Annotated in this window: 18 protein-coding genes, 1 other RNA gene and 3 pseudogenes; 12 read left to right on the top strand and 10 right to left on the bottom strand. The window is 64.3% G+C overall.

Features of this window, described 5'->3' with window-relative positions; translation table 11 throughout:
• Nucleotides 1–199 precede the first annotated feature (199 nt).
• The 5 genes and pseudogenes from trxA to QIY50_09680 all read left to right on the top strand — a co-directional run bounded on the left by trxA (nucleotide 200) and on the right by QIY50_09680 (nucleotide 5,696).
• Nucleotides 200–526, top strand: a complete 327-nt coding sequence (trxA, locus tag QIY50_09700; GenBank protein ID WGV22407.1) for a thioredoxin TrxA — start codon at nucleotides 200–202, stop codon at nucleotides 524–526.
• Between the two features lie 373 nt (nucleotides 527–899).
• Nucleotides 900–2,160 (top strand): annotated as a pseudogene (gene rho / locus QIY50_09695) (transcription termination factor Rho).
• Nucleotides 2,161–2,364: 204 nt separating this feature from the next.
• Nucleotides 2,365–3,831, top strand: coding sequence for a 4-hydroxy-3-polyprenylbenzoate decarboxylase (gene ubiD / locus QIY50_09690; GenBank protein ID WGV22406.1), 1,467 nt, complete (start codon nucleotides 2,365–2,367; stop codon nucleotides 3,829–3,831).
• Nucleotides 3,831–4,799 (top strand): CDP-6-deoxy-delta-3,4-glucoseen reductase, encoded by a 969-nt coding sequence (locus QIY50_09685; GenBank protein WGV22405.1) that lies wholly within the window; start codon nucleotides 3,831–3,833, stop codon nucleotides 4,797–4,799. Before ubiD ends, QIY50_09685 begins: the two co-directional genes overlap by 1 nt.
• 246 nt (nucleotides 4,800–5,045) lie before the next feature.
• A complete protein-coding gene (locus tag QIY50_09680) occupies nucleotides 5,046–5,696 on the top strand; it encodes a gamma-glutamylcyclotransferase (protein ID WGV22404.1) in 651 nt (216 codons plus the stop codon).
• Between the two features lie 131 nt (nucleotides 5,697–5,827).
• Here the strand turns inward: QIY50_09680 and QIY50_09675 are convergent, their stop codons facing one another.
• Nucleotides 5,828–6,805 (bottom strand): NADPH:quinone oxidoreductase family protein, encoded by a 978-nt coding sequence (locus QIY50_09675; protein ID WGV22403.1) that lies wholly within the window; start codon nucleotides 6,803–6,805, stop codon nucleotides 5,828–5,830.
• Between the two features lie 169 nt (nucleotides 6,806–6,974).
• On the opposite strand from QIY50_09675, the gene QIY50_09670 reads away from it, so the two are divergent.
• Nucleotides 6,975–7,379: a flagellar basal body-associated protein FliL gene (locus QIY50_09670; GenBank protein WGV22402.1), complete on the top strand. Its 405-nt coding sequence runs from the start codon at nucleotides 6,975–6,977 to the stop codon at nucleotides 7,377–7,379.
• Nucleotides 7,380–7,577: 198 nt separating this feature from the next.
• Here the strand turns inward: QIY50_09670 and QIY50_09665 are convergent, their stop codons facing one another.
• The 5 genes and pseudogenes from QIY50_09665 to QIY50_09645 form a co-directional block, all read right to left on the bottom strand.
• Nucleotides 7,578–8,690: an ABC transporter permease gene (locus QIY50_09665; GenBank protein WGV22401.1), complete on the bottom strand. Its 1,113-nt coding sequence runs from the start codon at nucleotides 8,688–8,690 to the stop codon at nucleotides 7,578–7,580.
• A gap of 1 nt (nucleotide 8,691) precedes the next feature.
• Nucleotides 8,692–11,413, bottom strand: a pseudogene (gene rbbA, locus QIY50_09660) (ribosome-associated ATPase/putative transporter RbbA).
• Nucleotides 11,410–12,369 (bottom strand): HlyD family efflux transporter periplasmic adaptor subunit, encoded by a 960-nt coding sequence (locus tag QIY50_09655; GenBank protein ID WGV22400.1) that lies wholly within the window; start codon nucleotides 12,367–12,369, stop codon nucleotides 11,410–11,412. Before QIY50_09655 ends, rbbA begins: the two are co-directional and overlap by 4 nt.
• 227 nt (nucleotides 12,370–12,596) lie before the next feature.
• Nucleotides 12,597–12,662, bottom strand: a pseudogene (locus tag QIY50_09650) (EVE domain-containing protein).
• A 105-nt stretch (nucleotides 12,663–12,767) separates the two neighbouring features.
• On the bottom strand, nucleotides 12,768–13,217 hold the full coding sequence (locus tag QIY50_09645; GenBank protein ID WGV22399.1) for an EVE domain-containing protein: 450 nt from the start codon (nucleotides 13,215–13,217) through the stop codon (nucleotides 12,768–12,770).
• A 179-nt stretch (nucleotides 13,218–13,396) separates the two neighbouring features.
• Here QIY50_09645 and QIY50_09640 point away from each other — a divergent pair, with 179 nt between their 5' ends.
• A complete protein-coding gene (locus tag QIY50_09640) occupies nucleotides 13,397–13,549 on the top strand; it encodes a hypothetical protein (protein WGV22398.1) in 153 nt (50 codons plus the stop codon).
• A 19-nt stretch (nucleotides 13,550–13,568) separates the two neighbouring features.
• On the opposite strand, the gene QIY50_09635 is transcribed toward QIY50_09640, so the two are convergent.
• From QIY50_09635 to QIY50_09620, 4 genes are all read right to left on the bottom strand, one after another.
• Nucleotides 13,569–14,177, bottom strand: a complete 609-nt coding sequence (locus QIY50_09635; GenBank protein WGV22397.1) for a 5-formyltetrahydrofolate cyclo-ligase — start codon at nucleotides 14,175–14,177, stop codon at nucleotides 13,569–13,571.
• An 84-nt stretch (nucleotides 14,178–14,261) separates the two neighbouring features.
• Nucleotides 14,262–14,441, bottom strand: a non-coding RNA gene (ssrS, locus tag QIY50_09630) — 6S RNA.
• Nucleotides 14,442–14,458: 17 nt separating this feature from the next.
• Nucleotides 14,459–14,779 carry a cell division protein ZapA gene (locus QIY50_09625; protein WGV22396.1) on the bottom strand — a complete coding sequence of 107 codons (321 nt, stop codon included), beginning with the start codon at nucleotides 14,777–14,779 and terminating at the stop codon, nucleotides 14,459–14,461.
• Nucleotides 14,776–14,958 (bottom strand): TIGR02449 family protein, encoded by a 183-nt coding sequence (locus tag QIY50_09620; protein WGV23032.1) that lies wholly within the window; start codon nucleotides 14,956–14,958, stop codon nucleotides 14,776–14,778. Before QIY50_09620 ends, QIY50_09625 begins: the two co-directional genes overlap by 4 nt.
• Nucleotides 14,959–15,139: 181 nt before the next feature.
• Here QIY50_09620 and QIY50_09615 point away from each other — a divergent pair, with 181 nt between their 5' ends.
• From QIY50_09615 to QIY50_09595, 5 genes are read left to right on the top strand one after another with little or no spacing between them, the layout of a single operon-like run.
• Nucleotides 15,140–15,694: a YecA family protein gene (locus tag QIY50_09615; protein WGV22395.1), complete on the top strand. Its 555-nt coding sequence runs from the start codon at nucleotides 15,140–15,142 to the stop codon at nucleotides 15,692–15,694.
• A gap of 21 nt (nucleotides 15,695–15,715) precedes the next feature.
• Nucleotides 15,716–17,050, top strand: a complete 1,335-nt coding sequence (gene pepP, locus QIY50_09610) for a Xaa-Pro aminopeptidase (GenBank protein ID WGV22394.1) — start codon at nucleotides 15,716–15,718, stop codon at nucleotides 17,048–17,050.
• Complete coding sequence (gene ubiH, locus QIY50_09605) at nucleotides 17,047–18,246, top strand: 2-octaprenyl-6-methoxyphenyl hydroxylase (GenBank protein WGV22393.1); 1,200 nt, start codon at nucleotides 17,047–17,049, stop codon at nucleotides 18,244–18,246. The genes pepP and ubiH overlap by 4 nt, the downstream gene beginning before the upstream one ends.
• Nucleotides 18,243–18,725, top strand: coding sequence for a DUF4442 domain-containing protein (locus QIY50_09600; protein WGV22392.1), 483 nt, complete (start codon nucleotides 18,243–18,245; stop codon nucleotides 18,723–18,725). Before ubiH ends, QIY50_09600 begins: the two co-directional genes overlap by 4 nt.
• 9 nt (nucleotides 18,726–18,734) lie before the next feature.
• The gene (locus QIY50_09595) at nucleotides 18,735–19,952 is read left to right on the top strand and encodes a 2-octaprenyl-3-methyl-6-methoxy-1,4-benzoquinol hydroxylase (GenBank protein ID WGV22391.1); all 1,218 of its coding nucleotides are present in this window, start codon (nucleotides 18,735–18,737) and stop codon (nucleotides 19,950–19,952) included.
• Nucleotides 19,953–20,024: the final 72 nt, after the last annotated feature.

Below are 20,024 nucleotides of genomic sequence, written 5' to 3'. Positions count from 1 at the left end.
CCAACGCGTGACACTCAGCCGTTGTGCTGGCCTTGATACAAGGCAATGTGCCATTCGATGCTATGACACTTGTATGACGGTTTCGATTCGTGGCGTCTTGCGCAACTATAGTTACACTCAATCGTCCGCGGCTTCCTGTAGGAGACGGGTGCGGCTATGATGGGCAACGTTTTTATTGCTTACGACCTTGGAGATTTCCATGAGCGACAAAATCAAACACGTCACCGACGCCAGCTTCGAAGCCGACGTACTGCAGGCTCAAGGCCCGGTGCTGGTCGACTACTGGGCTGAATGGTGCGGCCCATGCAAGATGATCGCTCCGGTTCTGGACGACATCGCTGCTACCTACGAGGGCAAACTGACCGTCGCCAAGCTGAACATCGACGAGAACCAGGAAACCCCGGCCAAGCACGGCGTGCGTGGTATCCCGACGCTGATGCTGTTCAAGAACGGCAACGTCGAAGCCACCAAGGTCGGCGCCCTGTCCAAATCGCAGCTGGCCGCGTTCCTCGACGCCCACCTGTGATATGAAAAAGCCCCGCAGATGCGGGGCTTTTTTTGCCTCTGCAAAGGCAGTCTTGCCCATGCAGGAGCAGCCTTGTGCTGCGAAAGTGCCGGTAAGACTGACGTTGTCGCTGCGGCTGATGGCCTCTTCGCAGCACAAGGCTGCTTCTACAGAAAGGTGTGTTGCAGCTGAAAATGGCAGGGCAAAACCACTAGACGTCGAAAAAAGCAAGTGTTACATTCGGCCTCGCACTGCTTTTCCAGTGCCCTCTACACGCCGTCGCCGAAGCATCCCTAATTCGAATCAGTACGCGATCCTGTCGCCATCTAGCGGCGCGGCCTCATTAAGCCAGAAGCTTAATTCTCCCTTCTTACATGATTACGTCATTCCCCTTATGAACCTGACTGAACTCAAGCAAAAGCCGATTACCGATCTTTTGGAAATGGCCGAACAGATGGGCATCGAAAACATGGCCCGTTCGCGCAAACAGGACGTGATTTTCGCCCTGCTGAAGAAGCACGCGAAAAGCGGCGAAGAGATCTCGGGTGACGGCGTGCTGGAGATTCTCCAGGATGGTTTCGGTTTCCTGCGCTCGGCTGATGCGTCCTACCTGGCCGGCCCTGACGATATCTACGTCTCGCCCAGCCAGATCCGCCGCTTCAACCTGCGTACCGGCGACACCATCGTCGGCAAGATCCGCCCGCCGAAGGAAGGGGAGCGTTACTTCGCCCTGCTGAAGGTCGACACCATCAACTTCGACCGCCCGGAAAACGCGAAGAACAAGATCCTGTTCGAAAACCTGACGCCGCTGTTCCCGAACAAGCGCCTGAAGATGGAAGCCGGCAACGGCTCCACCGAAGACCTGACCGGCCGCGTGATCGACCTGTGCGCCCCGATCGGCAAAGGCCAGCGTGGCCTGATCGTCGCTCCGCCGAAAGCCGGTAAGACGATCATGCTGCAGAACATCGCGGCCAACATCACCCGTAACAACCCCGAGTGCCACCTGATCGTCCTGCTGATCGACGAGCGCCCGGAAGAAGTGACCGAAATGCAGCGCACCGTGCGCGGCGAAGTGGTTGCCTCCACCTTCGACGAGCCGCCAACCCGCCACGTGCAGGTTGCCGAGATGGTGATCGAGAAGGCCAAGCGCCTGGTCGAGCTACAAAAAGGACGTGGTTATCCTGCTGGACTCCATCACCCGTCTGGCGCGTGCCTACAACACCGTGATCCCGAGCTCCGGCAAGGTACTGACCGGTGGTGTCGACGCCCACGCCCTGGAGAAGCCGAAGCGCTTCTTCGGTGCAGCGCGTAACATCGAGGAAGGCGGTTCGCTGACCATCATCGCCACCGCGCTGGTCGAAACCGGCTCGAAGATGGACGAAGTGATCTACGAAGAGTTCAAGGGCACCGGCAACATGGAGCTGCCGCTGGACCGCCGCATCGCCGAGAAACGTGTGTTCCCGGCCATCAACATCAATCGTTCCGGTACCCGCCGCGAAGAGCTGCTGACCGCCGACGACGAACTGCAGCGCATGTGGATCCTGCGCAAGCTGCTGCACCCGATGGACGAAATCGCCGCCATCGAGTTCCTGGTCGACAAGCTCAAGCAGACCAAGACCAACGATGAGTTCTTCCTGTCGATGAAGCGCAAGTAAGCGTTTCAGGCCAGGCAGTAATTGGGGCCGCTTCGCGCCCCTTCGCGGGCACGCCCGCTCCCACAGGTTCTGTGTGATCCTTGTGGGAGCGGGCGTGCCCGCGAAGGGGCGCGAAGCGGCCCCAATGCATTTTCGCCCCAAACAAAGCCCGAACGGCGCTACACTCTGCACCCCCGACCGATACGGCCAACACGAGGCTTCTGCATGCAGTATCGCGACTTGCGCGACTTCATCCGTGGCCTGGAACAGCGCGGCGAGCTCAAGCGCATCCAGGTTCCGATCTCCCCCGTCCTGGAAATGACCGAGGTCTGCGACCGCACCCTGCGTGCCAAGGGCCCGGCATTGCTGTTCGAAAACCCCACCGGCTTCGACATCCCGGTGCTGGGCAACCTGTTCGGTACCCCGGAGCGCGTGGCCATGGGCATGGGCGCCGAGTCGGTCGATGAACTGCGAGAAATCGGCAAGCTGCTGGCCTTCCTCAAGGAGCCCGAGCCGCCGAAGGGCTTGAAGGATGCCTGGTCCAAGCTGCCGATCTTCAAGAAAGTCGTGTCTATGGCGCCGAAAGTGGTCAAGGACGCGGTGTGCCAGGAAGTGGTGGTCGAGGGTGACGATGTCGACCTCGGCGCCCTGCCGATCCAGCACTGCTGGCCGGGCGACGTGGCGCCGCTGATCACCTGGGGGCTCACCGTTACCCGCGGCCCGAACAAGGACCGCCAGAACCTGGGTATCTACCGCCAGCAGGTGATCGGCCGCAACAAGGTCATCATGCGCTGGCTCAGCCACCGTGGTGGCGCCCTGGACTACCGCGAGTGGTGCGAGAAGAACCCTGGCCAGCCGTTCCCGGTCGCCGTGGCCCTGGGCGCTGACCCTGCCACCATCCTCGGCGCCGTGACCCCGGTGCCGGATACCCTCTCCGAGTACGCCTTCGCCGGCCTGCTGCGCGGCAACCGCACCGAACTGGTCAAGTGCCGGGGCAGCAACCTGCAGGTACCGGCCACCGCCGAAATCATTCTGGAAGGTGTGATCCACCCGGGCGAAATGGCCCCCGAAGGCCCATACGGCGACCATACCGGTTACTACAACGAAGTGGACAGCTTCCCGGTGTTCACCGTCGAGCGCATCACCCACCGGCAAAAACCGATCTACCACAGCACCTACACCGGCCGACCGCCAGACGAGCCCGCGATCCTCGGCGTGGCGCTGAACGAAGTGTTCGTACCGATCCTGCAGAAGCAGTTCCCGGAAATCGTCGATTTCTACCTGCCGCCAGAAGGTTGCTCGTACCGCATGGCGGTGGTGACCATGAAAAAGCAGTACCCGGGCCACGCCAAGCGCGTGATGCTGGGTGTGTGGTCGTTCCTGCGACAGTTCATGTACACCAAGTTCGTTATTGTCACCGATGACGATATCAATGCCCGTGACTGGAACGATGTGATCTGGGCCATCACCACGCGCATGGATCCCAAGCGTGATACGGTGATGATCGACAACACCCCGATCGACTACCTGGACTTCGCGTCGCCGGTATCCGGGCTGGGGTCGAAGATGGGCCTGGACGCCACGAACAAGTGGCCGGGCGAGACTACACGGGAATGGGGACGGGTCATCGTCAAGGACGAAGCCGTCACCCGCCGTATCGATGAGCTGTGGGATCAGTTGGGAATAGATTGATGCAGGTAACGTTGCAGCCGTCCGGGGCGGTGCTGGCGCTCGAACCCGGGGAACGGATCCTGGATGGAGCGCGGCGGCTGGGCTATGACTGCCCGAACAGCTGCCGCAATGGCAATTGCCATGTCTGCGCCGCGTTGTTGGTCGAAGGCCGGGTCCGCCAGGACGGCGAAGTCCGCGACCATGGCGAGCTGTTCACCTGCATTGCCGAACCGCTGGAGGACTGCGTGTTGCTCTGGGATGGTGTGCTCGCCCTGGGCGAGCTGCCGGTGCGCAAACTGGCGTGCAGTGTCAGTGAGTGCGTCGAGGTCGGTGGCGACGTCTGGCGCGTGCGCTTGCGCGCACCGGCCGGCAAGCCGCCGCGTTACCACGCCGGGCAGTACCTGATGATCGAGCGCGAGGGCGGCAAGCAGGCGGCATTCTCGCTGGCATCCGCGCCCCATGCCGGGCGCGAGCTGGAGCTGCATGTGCTGGCGCGCGAGCCCAGTGCGCTGCAGCTTGTCCAGCAGCTCAAGCGCGACGGCCTGGCCCGCATCGAAATGCCGTTCGGTGACACCCACCTGGCCGAGTTGCCCGACGGGCCGCTGGTGCTGATCGCTGCCGGCACAGGTATGGGCCAGATGCACAGCCTGGTCGAGCATTGCCGGGCCCAGGGCTTCAAGCATCCAGTACACCTGTACTGGGGCGTGCGCCGGCCCGAGGACTTCTACCAGATTGAGCACTGGGACGAATGGCAGCGCCTGCCCAACCTGTTCCTGCACCAGGTGGTCAGCGACCTGTGCGGTTGGGAAGGCCGTTGCGGCATGCTGCATGAGGCGGTCTGCGAGGACATTGCCGACCTCAACAGCGTGCATGTATATGCCAGCGGTTCGCCCAACATGATCTATGCCACTCTCGACGCCTTGGTCGAAGCCGGCATGGATGCACATCGCATGCGCGCCGATGTGTTTGCCTACGCGCCACGCGGCTAATAACCGAAGTTGGAAAGCAGGGATATAAGGCGGTAATTGTTACCGCCTTGGCCAATAACTTTCACAGTTGCCGAAACAGTACTTCCCAGTCGTCGGGAGCACGGATGAAACTCTGGCCCGAGGGCTTGAGTATTCCTGTGCTTCTGTCCTATGGTTACTGCAAGCGCCCCTGGTACAGAGGCTTGGGGCCACATCGTAATCGAATTTCGCTACATCCGTAGTTCACAGGGATAATGGCGGCAGCTTATGTCGGCACTTGAAAGCATGTCCTGGGAAGTTTCATATCCACCGACACTCGACTTCGGTCAGCAACATACTCGCGAACAGTTGTTCAATTCCATGAAGACAACCATGTCTCGCCATCGGGGTGGGCCGGTTTGGTTGTTCGCGTATGGTTCGTTGATCTGGCGGCCGGAGTGCAACTCGGTGGAACGCCAACGGGCGCGTGTACATGGTTACCACCGTGGCTTGTACCTGTGGTCGCACGAACACCGCGGCACCCCGGAAACCCCCGGCCTGGTATTTGGCCTGGACCGTGGTGGCTCCTGCAGTGGTTTTGCCTACCGGCTGGATGAAAGCACCCTGGACGATTCGCTGATGGCCCTGTGGCAGCGCGAGATGCCATACCCGGCGTACCGGCCGCACTGGCTCAGTTGCCGGCTGGGTGATGGCAGCAAGGTGCAGGCCTTGGGCTTTGTGCTTGAGCGGCATTTGCCGTGCTACGCCGGGAACTTGCCAGACACCCTGCTCAGCCAGATCCTGGCCAGTGCCAAGGGGCGTTATGGCACCACGCGTGATTATGTCGAACAGACCTTGAATGCCCTGCGCAGCCACCAGATGCCCGATCGTAACCTGGAGGCGCGGTTCAGGCGTTGCCATAACCTGCGCGAAGTTTGATTTGTCTGCACCGGCCTCTTCGCGGGCACGCCCGCTCCCACAGGATCACCACAGCCTCGAACGGCATGGTATTCCTGTGGGAGCGGGCGTGCCCGCGAAGAGGCCGGAACAGTCGATAAACCCCTGAAGCCTTACCTGGCCAGCACCACCAACTTCCCCACAGCCTGTCGCTGCCCCAGCCTCTCAATGGCTGCCCCCGCCTCAGCCAGTGGATAAGTCTGTGACACCAGCGGCTTCAACTTGCCTTCTGCATGCCAGGCAAACAGCTGCCGAAAGTTGGCCGCATTGTCCTCCGGCTGACGCTGGGCAAATGCCCCCCAGAACACCCCGAGCACCGCCGCGCCCTTGAGCAACACCAGGTTGGCCGCCAGCTGCGGGATGGTTCCGCTGGCAAAGCCCACCACCAGCAACCGGCCATTCCAGGCCAGCCCGCGCACTGCCTGCTCGAACAGCTCGCCGCCCACCGGGTCGTAGATCACATCCACCCCCTGGCCGCCGGTCAGGCGCTTGATCTCGTCACGCAGGCTGGCCTGGCTGTAGTCGATCAGTTCATCCGCCCCGGCTGCCTTGGCCACGGCCAGTTTTTCCGCACTGCTGGCGGCCGCGATCACCCGCGCGCCCATGGCCTTGCCGATCTCCACCGCCGCCAGGCCCACTCCGCCGGACGCGCCCAGCACCAGCAGGGTCTCGCCCGCCTGCAACTGGCCGCGCTGGCGCAGGGCGTGCATGGAGGTGCCGTAGGTCATGCCGAACGCCGCTGCGGTGGTGAAGTCCATGCTCGCGGGGATCGGCAGCACATTGTAGAACGGCACCGCCACCTGCTCGGCGAACGCACCCCAGCCGGTCAGCGCCATGACCCGGTCGCCGACCTTGAACGTGCCGGCCTTTTCACCGACTGCGGCCACCACGCCGGCCGCCTCGCCGCCGGGGGAGAATGGCAACGGTGGCTGGAACTGGTACTTGCCTTCGATGATCAGGGTGTCGGGGAAGTTGACCCCGGCGGCCTGCACATCCAGCAGGATTTCGTTTTTCTTTGGCACCGGGCTGGCCACCTCTTCCAGCACCAGGTCGCGCGCCGGGCCCAGGGTTTTGCACAACACAGCTTTCATCGGGGCTATTCCTTTGCGGGTAGTGGCCGATAAGTGTAGGAGGGGCGCCGGTCCGGTCAACGAGCATGGCCCACCCTGATGTGCAGGCATAAGTGGCGGCACAAGCCTGTGCTTGGGTTTGAGTGGCATGCTGGGTAAGCTGGCGCCAACTGTATTGAGGAGCGAATTCGTGAAAGCGTGGATCTTGATGGTGCTGGCGCTGCTGCTGCCAGCTGCGGCCATGGCCGAGGAAGCCAAGGAAGGGGCGCCTAAAGTCGCCTACATCAGCTTGAGCCCGCCCTTTGTCGGCAACTACGCCCTCGACGGCAGCCCGCGGCTGCGCGTGTACAAGGCCGACGTGGCCCTGCGCGTAACCGGCGACGAAGCCGCGAAGGCGGTGAAGCACCACGAGCCGCTGATCCGCAACCAGCTGGTGGCGCTGTTCACCCAGCAGTCGGTGGACAGCATGAGCAATGTCGAGGCCAAGGAACATCTTCGCCAGGAAGCGCTGAAACAGGTGCAGCAGGTGATGGAAGCCGAAGAGGGCAAGCCGATCGTTGAAGATTTGCTGTTCAACAACCTGATTGTGCAGTGACCCACTGGTTCGAGTTGACGCACTTCGGGTTGAAACTACTTTCAATGGCCTGGCAGGGACCTGTGGGGGCGGGCGAGCCCGCGAAGCAGGCGCCGCGGTGAATGGCACCGGCTTCGCCGGTGTTCGCGGGCGTGCCCGCTCCCACAGCGATCGCGCAGACTCTTGAATTTGAACCGGGCAGGTGGTCTTGAGTTTTGCTCAGGACGCCAGGCTTCGGCGAAACCGTGCCAGCGCCACGCCGAAGAACACCAGGCCGATCACGGCCAGCACCAGGATGTCCGGCCACACCACCGTCCACCCGGCATCACGGAACAGGATTGCGGCACCAAGGCTGACGAAGTGCGTCGACGGCGACCCCTGCATCACCCACTGCAGCCACTGCGGCATGCTGTCCAGCGGCGTGCTGCCGCCGGACAGCAACAGCATCGGGATGATCACCGGAATCGCCAGCAGGCCGAACTGCGGCGTCGAGCGCGCCAAGGTGGCGAGGAAGATACCCAGTGCGGTACTGGCAAACAGGTACAGCGCGGTGACAGCCAGGAACAGCCCCATCGAGCCGGACAGCGGCACGCCCAGCGCACCCTTGACCACCACCACCAGCGAAATCCAGGTGCAGATCACCACCACCAGCGCGTTGCTGGCGATTTTCGCCAGCATGATTTCCAGGGCGGTCAGCGGTAGCACCAGCAGGTGGTCGAGGGTGCCATGTTCGCGCTCGCGCAGCAGCGCGGTGCCGGTGAGGATGATCGCCAGGATGGTGATGTTGTTGACGATCTGGATCACCGCCAGGAACCAGCCACCCTCCAGATTGGGGTTGAACAGGGCCTTGGCATTGATCGCGATCGGGCTCTGGGCGTCCGCCCGCTGGCCGTAGTCGAGCAGCTCGCGTTCGAAGATGCGGCCGATATAGCCGGCGCCCATGAACGCCTGGCTCATGGCGGTGGCATCGACGTTGATCTGCAGCTCCGGCGAGCGCCCTGCCAGCAGGTCGCTCTGGAAGTTCACCGGCACATTGATGACGAAGGTGTACTGGCCGCTGTCCATGGCCTGGTCCAGGCGCTCCGGGGCCAGCGGCACGGCGGGCTGGAACTCGGGCGGTTGCAAGGCTTCGCTGAGCTTGCGGGACAGCAGGCTGTGGTCTTCGTCGACCACTGCGACGCTGGCATTGTGCACGCCGATCACCGAACCGGCTGCCGGCATGTAGATGGCCACGCTGAAGGCGTACAGCAGGAACAGCAGTAACACGCTGTCATGGCGCAGGCTGGTCAGTTCCTTGAAGCCCAGGCGCAGGGTGTGGCTGAAGTGCGACATGTCAGGCCTCCTGCTTCTTCAGCATGGCCAGGCTGAGGCCGGTGAATACGGTGAAGAAGCCCAGCAGGATCAGGCACTGCGGCCACAGTTCGCGCAGGCCCAGTGCCTTGGTGAAGGTGCCGACCGCGATGTCGAGGAAATAGCCCGCCGGGAACAGCTGGCCCATCACCGCTGCCGCGCCGTCCAGCGACGAGCGTGGCACGATCAGCCCGGAAAACTGGATGGTCGGCAGGCTGGTGATGATCATGGTGCCGAGGATGGCGGCGATCTGCGTGCGAGTGAAAGCCGAGATCAGCAGGCCCAGGCTGGTGGTCGCCAGCAGGTAGGCCAGGCCGCCACAGGCCAGGGCCAAGACGCTGCCCTTGAGCGGTACGGCGAACAGCCAGCGGTTCATCGCCACCAGCAGCGCCAGGTTGACCAGGCTCACGGCCAGGTAGGGCATCTGCTTGCCGAGCAGGAACTCCAGGCGGGTGATGGGGGGTGGCGTAGAAGTTGGTGATGGAGCCGAGCTCTTTCTCGCGGACGATACCCAGCGCGGTGAGCATCGCCGGGATGAACGCCAGGATCAGCGCCATCACCCCCGGGCCGATGGCGTTCACGCTGACCACATCCTGGTTGTAGCGAAAACGGGTTTCCAGGCGCACCAGGTCCTGACGCGGCTGCGGCTGTGGGCTGGCCTTGGCCAGATGCTCAAGGTTGGCCTGGTGCACGGCTTCCACGTAATTGCGGCTGGTTTCCGCGCGGAATGGCATGCCGCCGTCGAGCCAGGCGGCCACTACCGGTTGGCGCCCGGCGTACAGGTCGCGGCCAAACCCGGGCGGAATTTCCAGCGCCAGTTTGATTTCCGAGCGCTGGAGGCGCTGGTGCATTTCGCGGGTATCGCGGATGGGCGCCTGTTCGGCGAAATAGCGTGAACTACGGAAAGCTTCGAGGTAGGCCCGGCTTTGCGGGCTCTGGTCCTGGTCGTGCACGGCGAAGGCGAGGTTTTCCACATCCAGGGAAATGCCATAGCCGAAGATCACCATCATGAACATCGCCCCCAGCAGGGCGAAGGCCAGGCGCACCTTGTCGCGCAGCAGCTCCTTGCCCTCACGGCTGGCCACCGCCAGCAGGCGACGCAGGCTGAAGCCCTGGCGCAGCGCCGGCACCGGCGTGGCGGCCTGCTCCAGCACGGCGTTGTCGGTGGTGGGTGGCGCCAGTTCCTGGGCTTGTTCCAGGCAGCGAACGAACGCGTCTTCCAGGGTGTTGCCCTGGAACTGGCGTTGCAGGGCATCCGGTGTGTCGCAGGCCAGTACCCGGCCGGCATGCATCAACGAGATGCGGTCGCAGCGCTGGGCTTCGTTCATGAAGTGGGTGGAAAGGAAGATGGTCACGCCCTGCTCGCGTGACAGCTCTACCAGCAGGCGCCAGAAGTCGTCGCGGGCAGCCGGGTCGACACCGGAGGTGGGTTCGTCGAGGATCAGCACTTCCGGACGGTGCAGCACCGCTACCGCCAGCGACAGGCGTTGGCGCAGGCCGAGGGGCAGGGCGCCGGACGGCTGGTCGGCGATGGCGCTCAGGTCGAAGCGCTCGATAAGCTCGTCGATACGCTTGGCGCTCTCTGCCTTGGGCAGGTCGAACAGGCGGGCATGCAGGGCCAGGTTCTGCCGTGTGTTGAGCTCGCCATACAGCGAAAAACTCTGCGACATGAAACCGACCCGCTTGCGCGTGGCCAGGTCGCTGGCATCCACCGGGCGGCCGAGCAGGCTGGCACTGCCCTCGCTGGCCGGCATCAGGCCGGTGAGCACTTTCATGGTGGTGGTCTTGCCGCAGCCGTTGGAGCCGAGGAAGCCGAAGATCTCCCCGCGGCCAATCGCGAAACTGACCTTGTTCACGGCAGTGAAATCGCCAAAGCGCAGGGTCAGGTCGTGCGCCTCGATGGCGACCGGGCCGTCCGTGGCAGGGCGCGGCGGAATGGTCAGCGGTTGATGCTGGGCCTTGCCCGCGCCCTGATAGTGGATGAAGGCGTCGTCGAGCTTGCCGCCGGGGGTGACTGCGGCCAGTTCATGGCTGGGGCCTGCGGCCAGCAGGCGGCCGCCGTCGAGCATCAGGCAATGCTCGAACTGTTCGGCTTCCTCCATGTAGGCGGTGGCCACCAGCAGGGTCAGTTGCGGGCGTTGCGCGCGCACCTGTTCGACCAGCTCCCAGAAGCGCCGCCGTGACAGCGGGTCGACACCCGTCGTCGGTTCGTCGAGGATCAACAGGTCCGGTTCGTGGATCAGCGCGCAGCACAGGCCCAGCTTCTGCTTCATGCCGCCCGACAGCTTGCCCGCCGGGCGCTCGGCGAAGCGCTGCAGGTCGGTGGCCTGCAGCAGGTTTGCCATGCGCTGTTCGCATTCGCGGCGGCCGAGGCCGAACAGGGTGGCGAAAAAACGGATGTTTTCGCGGATCGACAGTTCCGGATACAGGTTGTTACCCAGTCCCTGCGGCATGAACGCCACTTTCGGGTACAGCGCTGCACGATGGCGCCGCTGGCGGATCGAGCCGCCCAGCACCTGCAGTTCGCCCTGTTGCAGGCGCTTGACGCCGGCGATCAGCCCCAGCAGGGTCGATTTGCCAGCCCCGTCAGGGCCGATCAGCGCGCAGCGGGTGCCCGCAGGCAGGCTGAAGCCAAGGGGATGCAGGGCCACCAGGTCGCCATAGCGATGGCTGATGCCCTCGGCCAGCAAGGCCGGGGCGTTCATTGCAGGTTGGCCGGCCAGTCCACTTCAGCCGTGCGTACATAGCCGGCGCCTGGCATGCCTGGCTTGGCTTGTGGCACGGCGCCCGGGTCGCTCAGGCGCAGCTTGACGCGAAACACCAGCTTCTGCCGCTCGTCGCGGGTTTCCACCTGCTTGGGGGTGAACTGGGCCTTGGCCGCGACAAAGGTCACTTTCGCCGGCAGCGCCTGCTCGGGCAGGGCGTCGAGCACGATACGTGCCTGGTCGCCGACGGTCAGCCGGCCGCTGGTGGAGGCCGGCAGGTAGAGGTTCATGTACTGGTCGCTGGGGTCGATCAGCATCAGTACGCGGCCGCCGGCACCCAGCACTTCACCGGGTTCGGCCAGGCGCAGCTGGATGATGCCGTCGATCGGTGCGCGCAGGCTGCTGTCGTCGATTTCGCTGGTGAGCTGCGCCACCTGGGCCTCGGCGGCGCCAATGGCGGCCTTGATCGCCGCCAGTTGCGCGCGGGCGGCGACCACGGCGGCGTTGGCCGTGTCGAAGCGCGCCTGCTGCTGGTCGAGCAATTGCTGGCTGGCGTACTTGCGCTGGAATATCTCGCGCACACGCTTGAGCTCCTGGCTGGCCAGCAGCAGTTCGCTCTGGCGCAGCTGCACGCTGGCCTGGGCGGCGGCGTAGTTTTCCCGGGCGCGCAGCACTTCGGCTTCGGCCTGGCTGCGTTGGGCTTCCAGGGTGCGGGTGTCGATGCGCGCCAACAGCTGGCCGCGAGTGACCTTGTCACCTTCGTCGACCAGCACTTCGGCCAGGCGCCCGGGGATCTTGCTGGCGATCTGCACTTCGGTGGCTTCGAGGCGGCCGTTGCCCATGCTCAGGCCTTCGGGCAACTGGTCGTGGAGCGACTTCCAGTATCCCAGCCCACCGGCTGCTGCGAGCAGGGTGATCAGCGCGGTGGCGAAGATTCTGGGGGCGTATCGGTTCATCGTTCTGCATCCTTGCGGTCATGCACATTGCATCATGGCCTGTGGCCGCGCGCGGCGTGTTGATATCAGTCAAATCCATGACTGGGTCTGCTTCGCAACCCATCGCCGGCAAGCCAGCTCCCACAGGGGCAGCGCATGGCTTGAGGTCTATGCGGTCGGGGTGGGAGCTGGCTTGCCGGCGATGGGCCGCAGAGCGGCCCCTTTGGTTTATGACCTTAGCCGCAGTTTCAGCGCAAAGCGACAATCACCGCCCACTGCTCTGGCGTCACCGGCATCACCGAAAGGCGGCTCCCACAGGGGCAGCGCATGGCTTGAGGTCTATGCGGTCGGGGTGGGAGCTGGCTTGCCGGCGATGGGCCGCAGAGCGGCCCCTTTGGTTTATGACCTTAGCCGCAGTTTCAACGCAAAGCGACAATCACCGCCCATTGCTCTGGCGTCACCGGCATTACCGACAGGCGGCTGCCCTTTTGCACCAGCGGCAGTTCGGCCAGGCCGGCCTGCTGTTTCAGCCTGCCCAGCTCCAGCACCCGTGGCAGGGTTTGTACATGGGCCACATCCACCGCGCTCCACGGGTTCTTGTCAGGCGTGGCCTTGGCATCGTAGTAGTGGCTTTGCGGGTCCAGCGCGGTCGGGTCCGGGTAGGCTGCGCGGGTGATCCTGGCGATGCCGGCAATGCCCGGCTGGGGGCAGCTGGAGTGGTAGAAGAAGAACTCGTCACCAACGTTCATGGCCCGCAGGAAATTGCGCGCCTGGTAGTTGCGCACGCCGTCCCAGCGCGCTTCGCCAAGGCGGCCAAGGGCTTCGATGGAGAGCTCGTCGGGCTCGGATTTCATCAGCCAGTAGGCCATGGGTGCTGCTCCTGAAAAGGTTTGAAATAACCTGTTGCACGAAACCGACAGCCGGTTGACGTCAAGGTTTGCTTGCAGACGCAGGTTGTCGGAAAATGCGCCCCGTTTAAAGCGCGATGCTCCGGCGATTCCCAGAAAATTCGCCGAGCCTGAACAGTTTGCCGGGGGGGCAATCTTCGATGAATCAACGTAACAAGCCGGATCTGCTGTGGGTCCTGGTGTTCATTTTCGGCCTGGGTGTGGTCACTACCGGTTATGCGCAAGGGTTCTGGGAGCGCAAGCTGGACAACGCCTATCAGATGCCGGTCGACGCCAGCCAGCCGCAACGTTGATGCCCCTCGCTGGCGCCGCTCAACGCGGGGCCAGGTACCAGCCACGGTCCGAGACCGTCCCCTGCAACGGTACATCCCAGCTGGCCTGCGCCAGCCGTTCGACCTTCTGGCATTCATGCGCTAGGCCCAGCAACAACGGCTTTTTCCAGGTTTGCCGACGTGCCTGGTAGGCCAGGCTGCGATCATAGAAACCACCCCCCATTCCCAGGCGCCCGCCCACTTCGTCGAAACCGACCAACGGTAGCAGGATCAGGTCCAGCGACCAGATCGGGCGCTGGCGCTTGCGCTCGGTGACCGGTTCTGGAATGCGAAAGCGGTTAGGCTTGAGCTTCTCGCCCTGCTCGAAGCGCTGGAACACCATGCGCGTGCGCGGCCAGGCGTGCAGCACCGGCAGGTAGGTGCGCTTGCCGCGGCGCTGGGCTTCGCGCAGTAGCAGGTAAGGGTCGATTTCACCGTCGTTGGGCAGGTACAGGGCAATGTGCCGGGCGCGGCGGAACAGCGGGTGCTGTGCCAGCTGGCGGTACAGGCCAAGAGCGGCCTGGCGTTGCTGGGCCGGGGTAAGAGCGCGGCGGGCATTGCGGAGCAGGCGACGAAGCTGGGGGCGGGTGAGCGGTGCAGTGTCGGTCATGGCACGGACATCCCGGAGGTGCAGGCCACCATGGAAGGTCGGCCATAACGAATTGCCCGCCGGAACGGGCGGGCAAGAGAATTCAGGCTCCCCGACAAGACCGCTATCGGTGTAGCCCTTGAACCCGAAAGTTCAAGGTGGAGATTGCAGGGGGCGTTAAGGCTTTCCGTCGGGCGGACATGCACACCGGCCCCAGCGTGCAACCCCCGTGGTTGTGCGTATCGGCTCAGGGACATAACCGACTGGCGCATCCCCCAGGGAGTGGCGCCAGTATACCAATCTCAGCCGATTTTGGTATCCGCGTCGTCGGACAGTGCCTGATCGACCCGTTCCAGCAGGTCGCGCACCTGTTCGCGGGTGGTGCCGCCTGCCGGGGCATCGTTGCGGTCTTCCTGGCGGTGCAGCATTTCGTGGGTGATGTTCAACGCTGCCATGACCGCGATGCGGTCGGCGCCGATCACCTTGCCGCTGCTGCGGATCTCGCGCATCTTGCCGTCCAGGTAGCGCGCGGCGCTGACCAGGTTGTTGCGCTCTTCCGGCGGGCAGATGATCGAATATTCCTTGTCGAGGATCTGCACGGTGACGCTATTGCTTGAACTCATGAGTCTTGCTCCAGAGCCTTGAGGCGTAAGATCATCGACTCGACCTTGCGCTTGGCGATCTCGTTCTTTTCGATGAGGTGGGCGCGCTCTTCGCGCCAGGATTTTTCCTGAGCTACTAGGAGTGCATTTTGCCGTTTTAGTTGCTCGACACGTTCGATCAGCAGCTCGAATCGGCTCATCAGTGCCTGCAGGTCGTTCTCTTGCGTGGGTTGCACTCGATTCGCTCCGTCGTTCAGTCACCTGGCGATGATGCCTCTCCCTGGGCGGCGACGGCCAGTGCCGATGGTCTTGGCGCGCCTGCCGGTGCTAGGATACAAGGTCTCCATTCTAGTCATTGCGCCGTCTGGCGCCTAGTTGCCCATGCCCAATACCCAATCGCCCTACATCGCCTTCGCCATGCTGCTGTCCAGCAATGGCCATCCTGTCACCCCGGCCGAACTGCACGGCCTGCTGATCGGGCGCAGCTGCGCCGGTGCCGGCTTCGATGCCGACGGCTGGCTGGCCGATGCCGCCCAGCTGCTGGAAACCGAGCCCGGTGACAGCGTGCGCAACGCCCTGGTCGGCCTGCAGGAAATGGTCAAGGGCGAGCTCTCCAGCGACGACATGGCGATCGTCCTGTTGCTGCCTTCCGACGATGCCGCCCTGAGCGACCGCGCCACCGCGCTGGGCCAGTGGTGCCAAGGCTTCATTACCGGTTTCGGCCTGAATGCCGGTGGCAAGGACCTGTCCGACGAAGCCAAGGAAGTGCTGCAGGACCTGGTGGCCATTTCCCAGGTTCAGGAGGCCCTTGAAGAGTCCGAGGATGGCGAGAGCGACTACATGGAAGTCATGGAATACCTGCGCGTGGCACCCCTGCTGCTGTTCTCCGAGCTGGCCAGGCCGGCTGCCCCCGCACCCAAGCCATCGCTGCACTGATCAACCGGGGGTAGTCTGCCCATGAGCCACATTCCCAAGGCCGAGTATGCCCGTCGGCGCAAGGCGCTGATGGCGCAGATGGTCCCCAACAGCATCGCCATCCTGCCCGCTGCCGCGGTTGCCATCCGCAACCGCGACGTCGAGCACGTGTACCGCCAGGACAGCGACTTCCAGTACCTCAGCGGCTTCCCCGAGCCGGAGGCGGTGATTGTACTGATCCCGGGGCGCGAGCATGGCGAATACGTGCTGTTCTGCCGTGAACGCAACCCCGAGCGCGAGCTGTGGGATGGCCTGCGCGCCGGGCAGGAAGGTGCGGTACGCGATTTCGGCGCCGACGATGCCTTCCCCATCACCGACATCGACGAGATCCTGCCGGGCCTGATCGAAGGCCGTGAGCGGGTGTACAGCGCCATGGGCAGCAACCCCGAGTTCGACCGCCGGCTGATGGACTGGATCAACGTGATCCGCTCCAAGGCCCGCCTGGGTGCCCAGCCGCCGAACGAGTTCGTTGCGCTGGATCATCTGCTGCACGACATGCGCCTGTATAAATCGGCGGCGGAAGTGAAGGTGATGCGCGCTGCCGCCGATATCTCGGCGCGGGCCCACGTGCGGGCCATGCAGGCCTGCCGGGCCGGGTTGCACGAATACAGCCTGGAAGCCGAGCTGGACTACGAGTTCCGCAAGGGCGGGGCGAAGATGCCGGCCTACGGTTCTATCGTCGCGGCCGGGCGCAATGGCTGCATCCTGCACTATCAGCAGAACGACGCCCCGCTTAAGGATGGCGACCTGGTGCTGATCGATGCCGGCTGCGAAATCGACTGCTACGCCAGCGACATCACCCGTACCTTCCCGGTCAGCGGGCGCTTTTCGCCGGAGCAGAAGGCCATCTACGAGCTGGTGCTCAAGGCCCAGGCCGCGGCGTTTGCCGAAATCGCCCCCGGCAAGCACTGGAACCACGCCCACGAGGCGACCGTGCGGGTCATCACCGAGGGCCTGGTGGAACTGGGCCTGCTGACTGGCGAGGTGCAGGCGCTGATCGACAGTGAGGCCTATCGAGCCTTCTACATGCACCGCGCCGGGCACTGGCTGGGCATGGATGTGCACGATGTCGGCGAGTACAAGGTGGGCGGCGAATGGCGGGTGCTTGAACCCGGGATGGCGCTGACCGTCGAGCCAGGCATCTACATAGGCGCCGACAATCAGGCCGTGGCGAAGAAATGGCGCGGCATTGGAGTAAGGATCGAGGATGACGTGGTTGTGACCAGGCAAGGCTGTGAAATCCTGACTTCGGGCGTGCCGCGTACGGTCGCCGAGATCGAGGCGCTGATGCAGGCCGCGCGCAAGGATGCGGCATGAATCGGGTCAACCTGGCGATCATCGGTGGCGGCCTGGTGGGCGCAAGCCTGGCCCTGGCCCTGCAGGCCGGGGCCAAGGCGCGCGGCTGGAAAATTCTGCTGATCGAGCCGTTCGCCCCGGGTGACAGCTTTCAGCCCAGCTACGATGCGCGTTCGTCGGCGCTATCGTTCGGTACCCGGCAGATCTACCAGCAGCTGGGCCTGTGGCAGGCCATCAGCCATCGCGCCGAGCCGATCCGGCAGATTCACGTGTCCGACCGCGGCCGCTTCGGCGCCACCCGCCTTGATGCCCTGGAAGAGGGCGTGCCGGCGCTTGGCTACGTGGTGGAAAACGCCTGGTTGGGGCAGTGCCTGTGGCAAGGGCTGGACAGCGAGGTGGTGAGTTGGCGCTGCCCGGCGGAAGTGACCGCGATGCAGGCCATCGAAGGCGGCTACCGCTTGCGACTGAACGACGACACCCAGCTGGAATGCGACCTGGCGGTACTGGCTGACGGTGGCCGCTCCGGTCTGCGCGAACAGCTGGGCATCCATGTGCGCCACACGCCCTACCAACAGAGCGCGCTGATCGCCAATATCACCCCGGGCCAGGCCCACGGTGGTCAGGCCTTCGAGCGCTTCACCGAAGAAGGCCCCATGGCCCTGTTGCCGCTGCCGGATAACCGCTGTGCGCTGGTCTGGACCCGCCAGGGCATGGACGCGCGGCGCCTGGCCGACATCGATGAGCGCAGTTTTTTGCGCGAGCTGCAGGGCGTGTTCGGCTATCGACTGGGCGCCTTGCGCCAGGTTGGCGCGCGGCACCTCTATCCATTGTCGCTGATCGAGGCCCAGGAGCAGGTGCGGCCGCATCTGGTGGTGCTGGGCAACGCCGCGCACAGCCTGCACCCGATTGCCGGCCAGGGTTTCAACCTGTCGCTGCGTGACGTGCAGGCGCTAGCCGAGGCGCTGCTGGCCGGCCCGCAGCAGCCTGGCGGCCTGACCACCCTGCAGGCCTACCACCAGCGCCAGCGCCTGGACCAGGCCATGACCATCGGCTTTTCCGACCAGGTCACGCGCCTGTTCGGCAGCAACCAGCCGTTGCTGGCCGCCGGGCGTAACCTCGGCCTGCTCGGGCTCGACCTGCTGCCGCCGGCCAAAAGCTGGTTCGCCCGCCAGGCCATGGGCCTGGGCACTCGCCCCGATCCGCGGGGCCAGGCATGAGCAACCCTCGTAAGCTGGCGCGCCGGGCGCGCATGCTGCGCTGGCTGCTGAACCTCTACCCCCCTTACCTGGGCGCCGGGATCCGTGTGCAGCACATCAGCCCGGACCTGCGCAGCGTCAAGGTGGCGATGAAGCTGACCCGCTGGAACCGCAACTATGTCGGTACTCAGTTCGGCGGCAGCCTGTATTCGATGGTCGACCCGTTCTACATGCTGTTGCTGATCGAACAGCTGGGGCGTGACTACATCGTCTGGGACAAGGCCGCCAGCATCGATTTCATTGCCCCGGGCAAAGGTCCGGTGTATGCCGAACTCCACGTCGATGACGCGCTGCTGGAGGAAATCCGCCAGCAGACCGCCACCGGCAAGAAGTGCCTGCCACGTTTGCAGGTCGATATCCGCGACGGCGCCGGCGAGCTGGTGGCGCGGGTCGATAAAACCCTATACGTGCGGCTCAAGCCGCAAGCGAGGCTGGCGTAAGGCATGGAAATGCGCGCAGATCTGTTGATTGTCGGTGCCGGTATGGTCGGCAGCGCCCTGGCCCTGGCATTGCGCCACAGTGGCCTGCAAATCCTCTTGCTCGACGGTGGCCCGCTGACGGTCAAGCCGTTCGATGCCCAGGCCCCGTTCGAGCCGCGCGTCAGCGCGCTGTCGGCGGCCAGCCAGCGTATTCTCGAGCGCCTTGGCGCCTGGGACGGCATTGCCCAGCGGCGTGCCACGCCCTACTCGGACATGCATGTGTGGGATGGCAGCGGCACCGGGCAGATTCACTTTTCGGCTGCCAGCGTGCATGCCCAGACGCTCGGCCATATCGTCGAGAACCGGGTGGTGCAGGACGGCCTGCTGGAGCGCCTGCATGACAGCGACATCGGCCTGTTGGCCAATGCGCGGCTGGAGCAGCTACGTCGCTCTGGCGACGAATGGCTGCTGACCCTGGCAGATGGCCGGCAACTGCGTGCGCCGCTGGTGATTGCTGCCGATGGCGCCAACTCGGCGGTGCGGCGCCTGGCCGGTTGCGAAACCCGCGAGTGGGATTATCTGCACCATGCCATCGTCACCAGCGTGCGTTGCAGTGTCGGCCACCAGGCCACGGCCTGGCAGCGCTTCACCGATGAAGGGCCATTGGCGTTTCTGCCGCTGACGCGTGATGGCCAGCAGGACTGGTGCTCGATCGTGTGGTCGACTACCCCGGAGCATGCCGAGCAGTTGATGGCACTGGATGAAACGGCCTTCCTGAAGGCCCTGGAACGTGCTTTCGAGGGGCGCCTGGGTGATGTGCTGCAGGCCGACCCGCGGCTGTGTGTACCGCTGCGCCAGCGCCACGCCAAGCGCTATGTGGACGAGGGCCTGGCGTTGATCGGTGATGCCGCGCACACCATTCACCCGTTGGCCGGGCAGGGCGTCAACCTGGGCTTCCTCGATGCTGCGGTGCTGGCCGAGGTACTGGTCAATGCCTGCGAGCGTGGCGAGCGGCTGGCGGATGTGAAGGTGCTGAGCCGTTACGAGCGGCGGCGCATGCCGCACAACCTGGCGCTGATGGCGGCAATGGAAGGGTTCGAGCGGTTGTTCCAGGCCAACCCGTTGCCGCTGCGTTGGTTGCGCAACAGCGGGTTGAAGCTGGTGGAGCAGATGCCGGAGGCCAAGGCGCTGTTCGTGCGCCAGGCGCTGGGTTTGAGCGGTGACCTGCCGGATCTGGCCAAGGCTTGAGATTGCCGGGGCCGCTCTGCGGCCCTTTCGCCGGCAAGCCAGCTCCCACAGGTACGGCGCAGGCCTCCTGGC

The organism is Pseudomonas putida, assembly GCA_029953615.1.
GTDB lineage: Bacteria > Pseudomonadota > Gammaproteobacteria > Pseudomonadales > Pseudomonadaceae > Aquipseudomonas.
The sequence above is the reverse complement of the archived record's forward strand: the minus strand, read 5'-3'. Positions and strand labels throughout refer to the sequence as shown.

Excerpts from the sequence above, each read along its gene's own strand:
- trxA (WGV22407.1), top strand. The coding sequence starts at position 200 with ATGAGCGACAAAATCAAACACGTCACCGACGCCAGCTTCGAAGCCGAC.
- ubiD (WGV22406.1), top strand. The coding sequence starts at position 2,365 with ATGCAGTATCGCGACTTGCGCGACTTCATCCGTGGCCTGGAACAGCGC.
- QIY50_09685 (WGV22405.1), top strand. The coding sequence starts at position 3,831 with ATGCAGGTAACGTTGCAGCCGTCCGGGGCGGTGCTGGCGCTCGAACCC.
- QIY50_09680 (WGV22404.1), top strand. The coding sequence starts at position 5,046 with ATGTCGGCACTTGAAAGCATGTCCTGGGAAGTTTCATATCCACCGACA.
- QIY50_09675 (WGV22403.1), bottom strand. The coding sequence starts at position 6,805 with ATGAAAGCTGTGTTGTGCAAAACCCTGGGCCCGGCGCGCGACCTGGTG.
- QIY50_09665 (WGV22401.1), bottom strand. The coding sequence starts at position 8,690 with ATGTCGCACTTCAGCCACACCCTGCGCCTGGGCTTCAAGGAACTGACC.
- QIY50_09655 (WGV22400.1), bottom strand. The coding sequence starts at position 12,369 with ATGAACCGATACGCCCCCAGAATCTTCGCCACCGCGCTGATCACCCTG.
- QIY50_09645 (WGV22399.1), bottom strand. The coding sequence starts at position 13,217 with ATGGCCTACTGGCTGATGAAATCCGAGCCCGACGAGCTCTCCATCGAA.
- QIY50_09640 (WGV22398.1), top strand. The coding sequence starts at position 13,397 with ATGAATCAACGTAACAAGCCGGATCTGCTGTGGGTCCTGGTGTTCATT.
- QIY50_09635 (WGV22397.1), bottom strand. The coding sequence starts at position 14,177 with ATGACCGACACTGCACCGCTCACCCGCCCCCAGCTTCGTCGCCTGCTC.
- QIY50_09625 (WGV22396.1), bottom strand. The coding sequence starts at position 14,779 with ATGAGTTCAAGCAATAGCGTCACCGTGCAGATCCTCGACAAGGAATAT.
- QIY50_09620 (WGV23032.1), bottom strand. The coding sequence starts at position 14,958 with ATGAGCCGATTCGAGCTGCTGATCGAACGTGTCGAGCAACTAAAACGG.
- QIY50_09615 (WGV22395.1), top strand. The coding sequence starts at position 15,140 with ATGCCCAATACCCAATCGCCCTACATCGCCTTCGCCATGCTGCTGTCC.
- pepP (WGV22394.1), top strand. The coding sequence starts at position 15,716 with ATGAGCCACATTCCCAAGGCCGAGTATGCCCGTCGGCGCAAGGCGCTG.
- ubiH (WGV22393.1), top strand. The coding sequence starts at position 17,047 with ATGAATCGGGTCAACCTGGCGATCATCGGTGGCGGCCTGGTGGGCGCA.
- QIY50_09600 (WGV22392.1), top strand. The coding sequence starts at position 18,243 with ATGAGCAACCCTCGTAAGCTGGCGCGCCGGGCGCGCATGCTGCGCTGG.
- QIY50_09595 (WGV22391.1), top strand. The coding sequence starts at position 18,735 with ATGCGCGCAGATCTGTTGATTGTCGGTGCCGGTATGGTCGGCAGCGCC.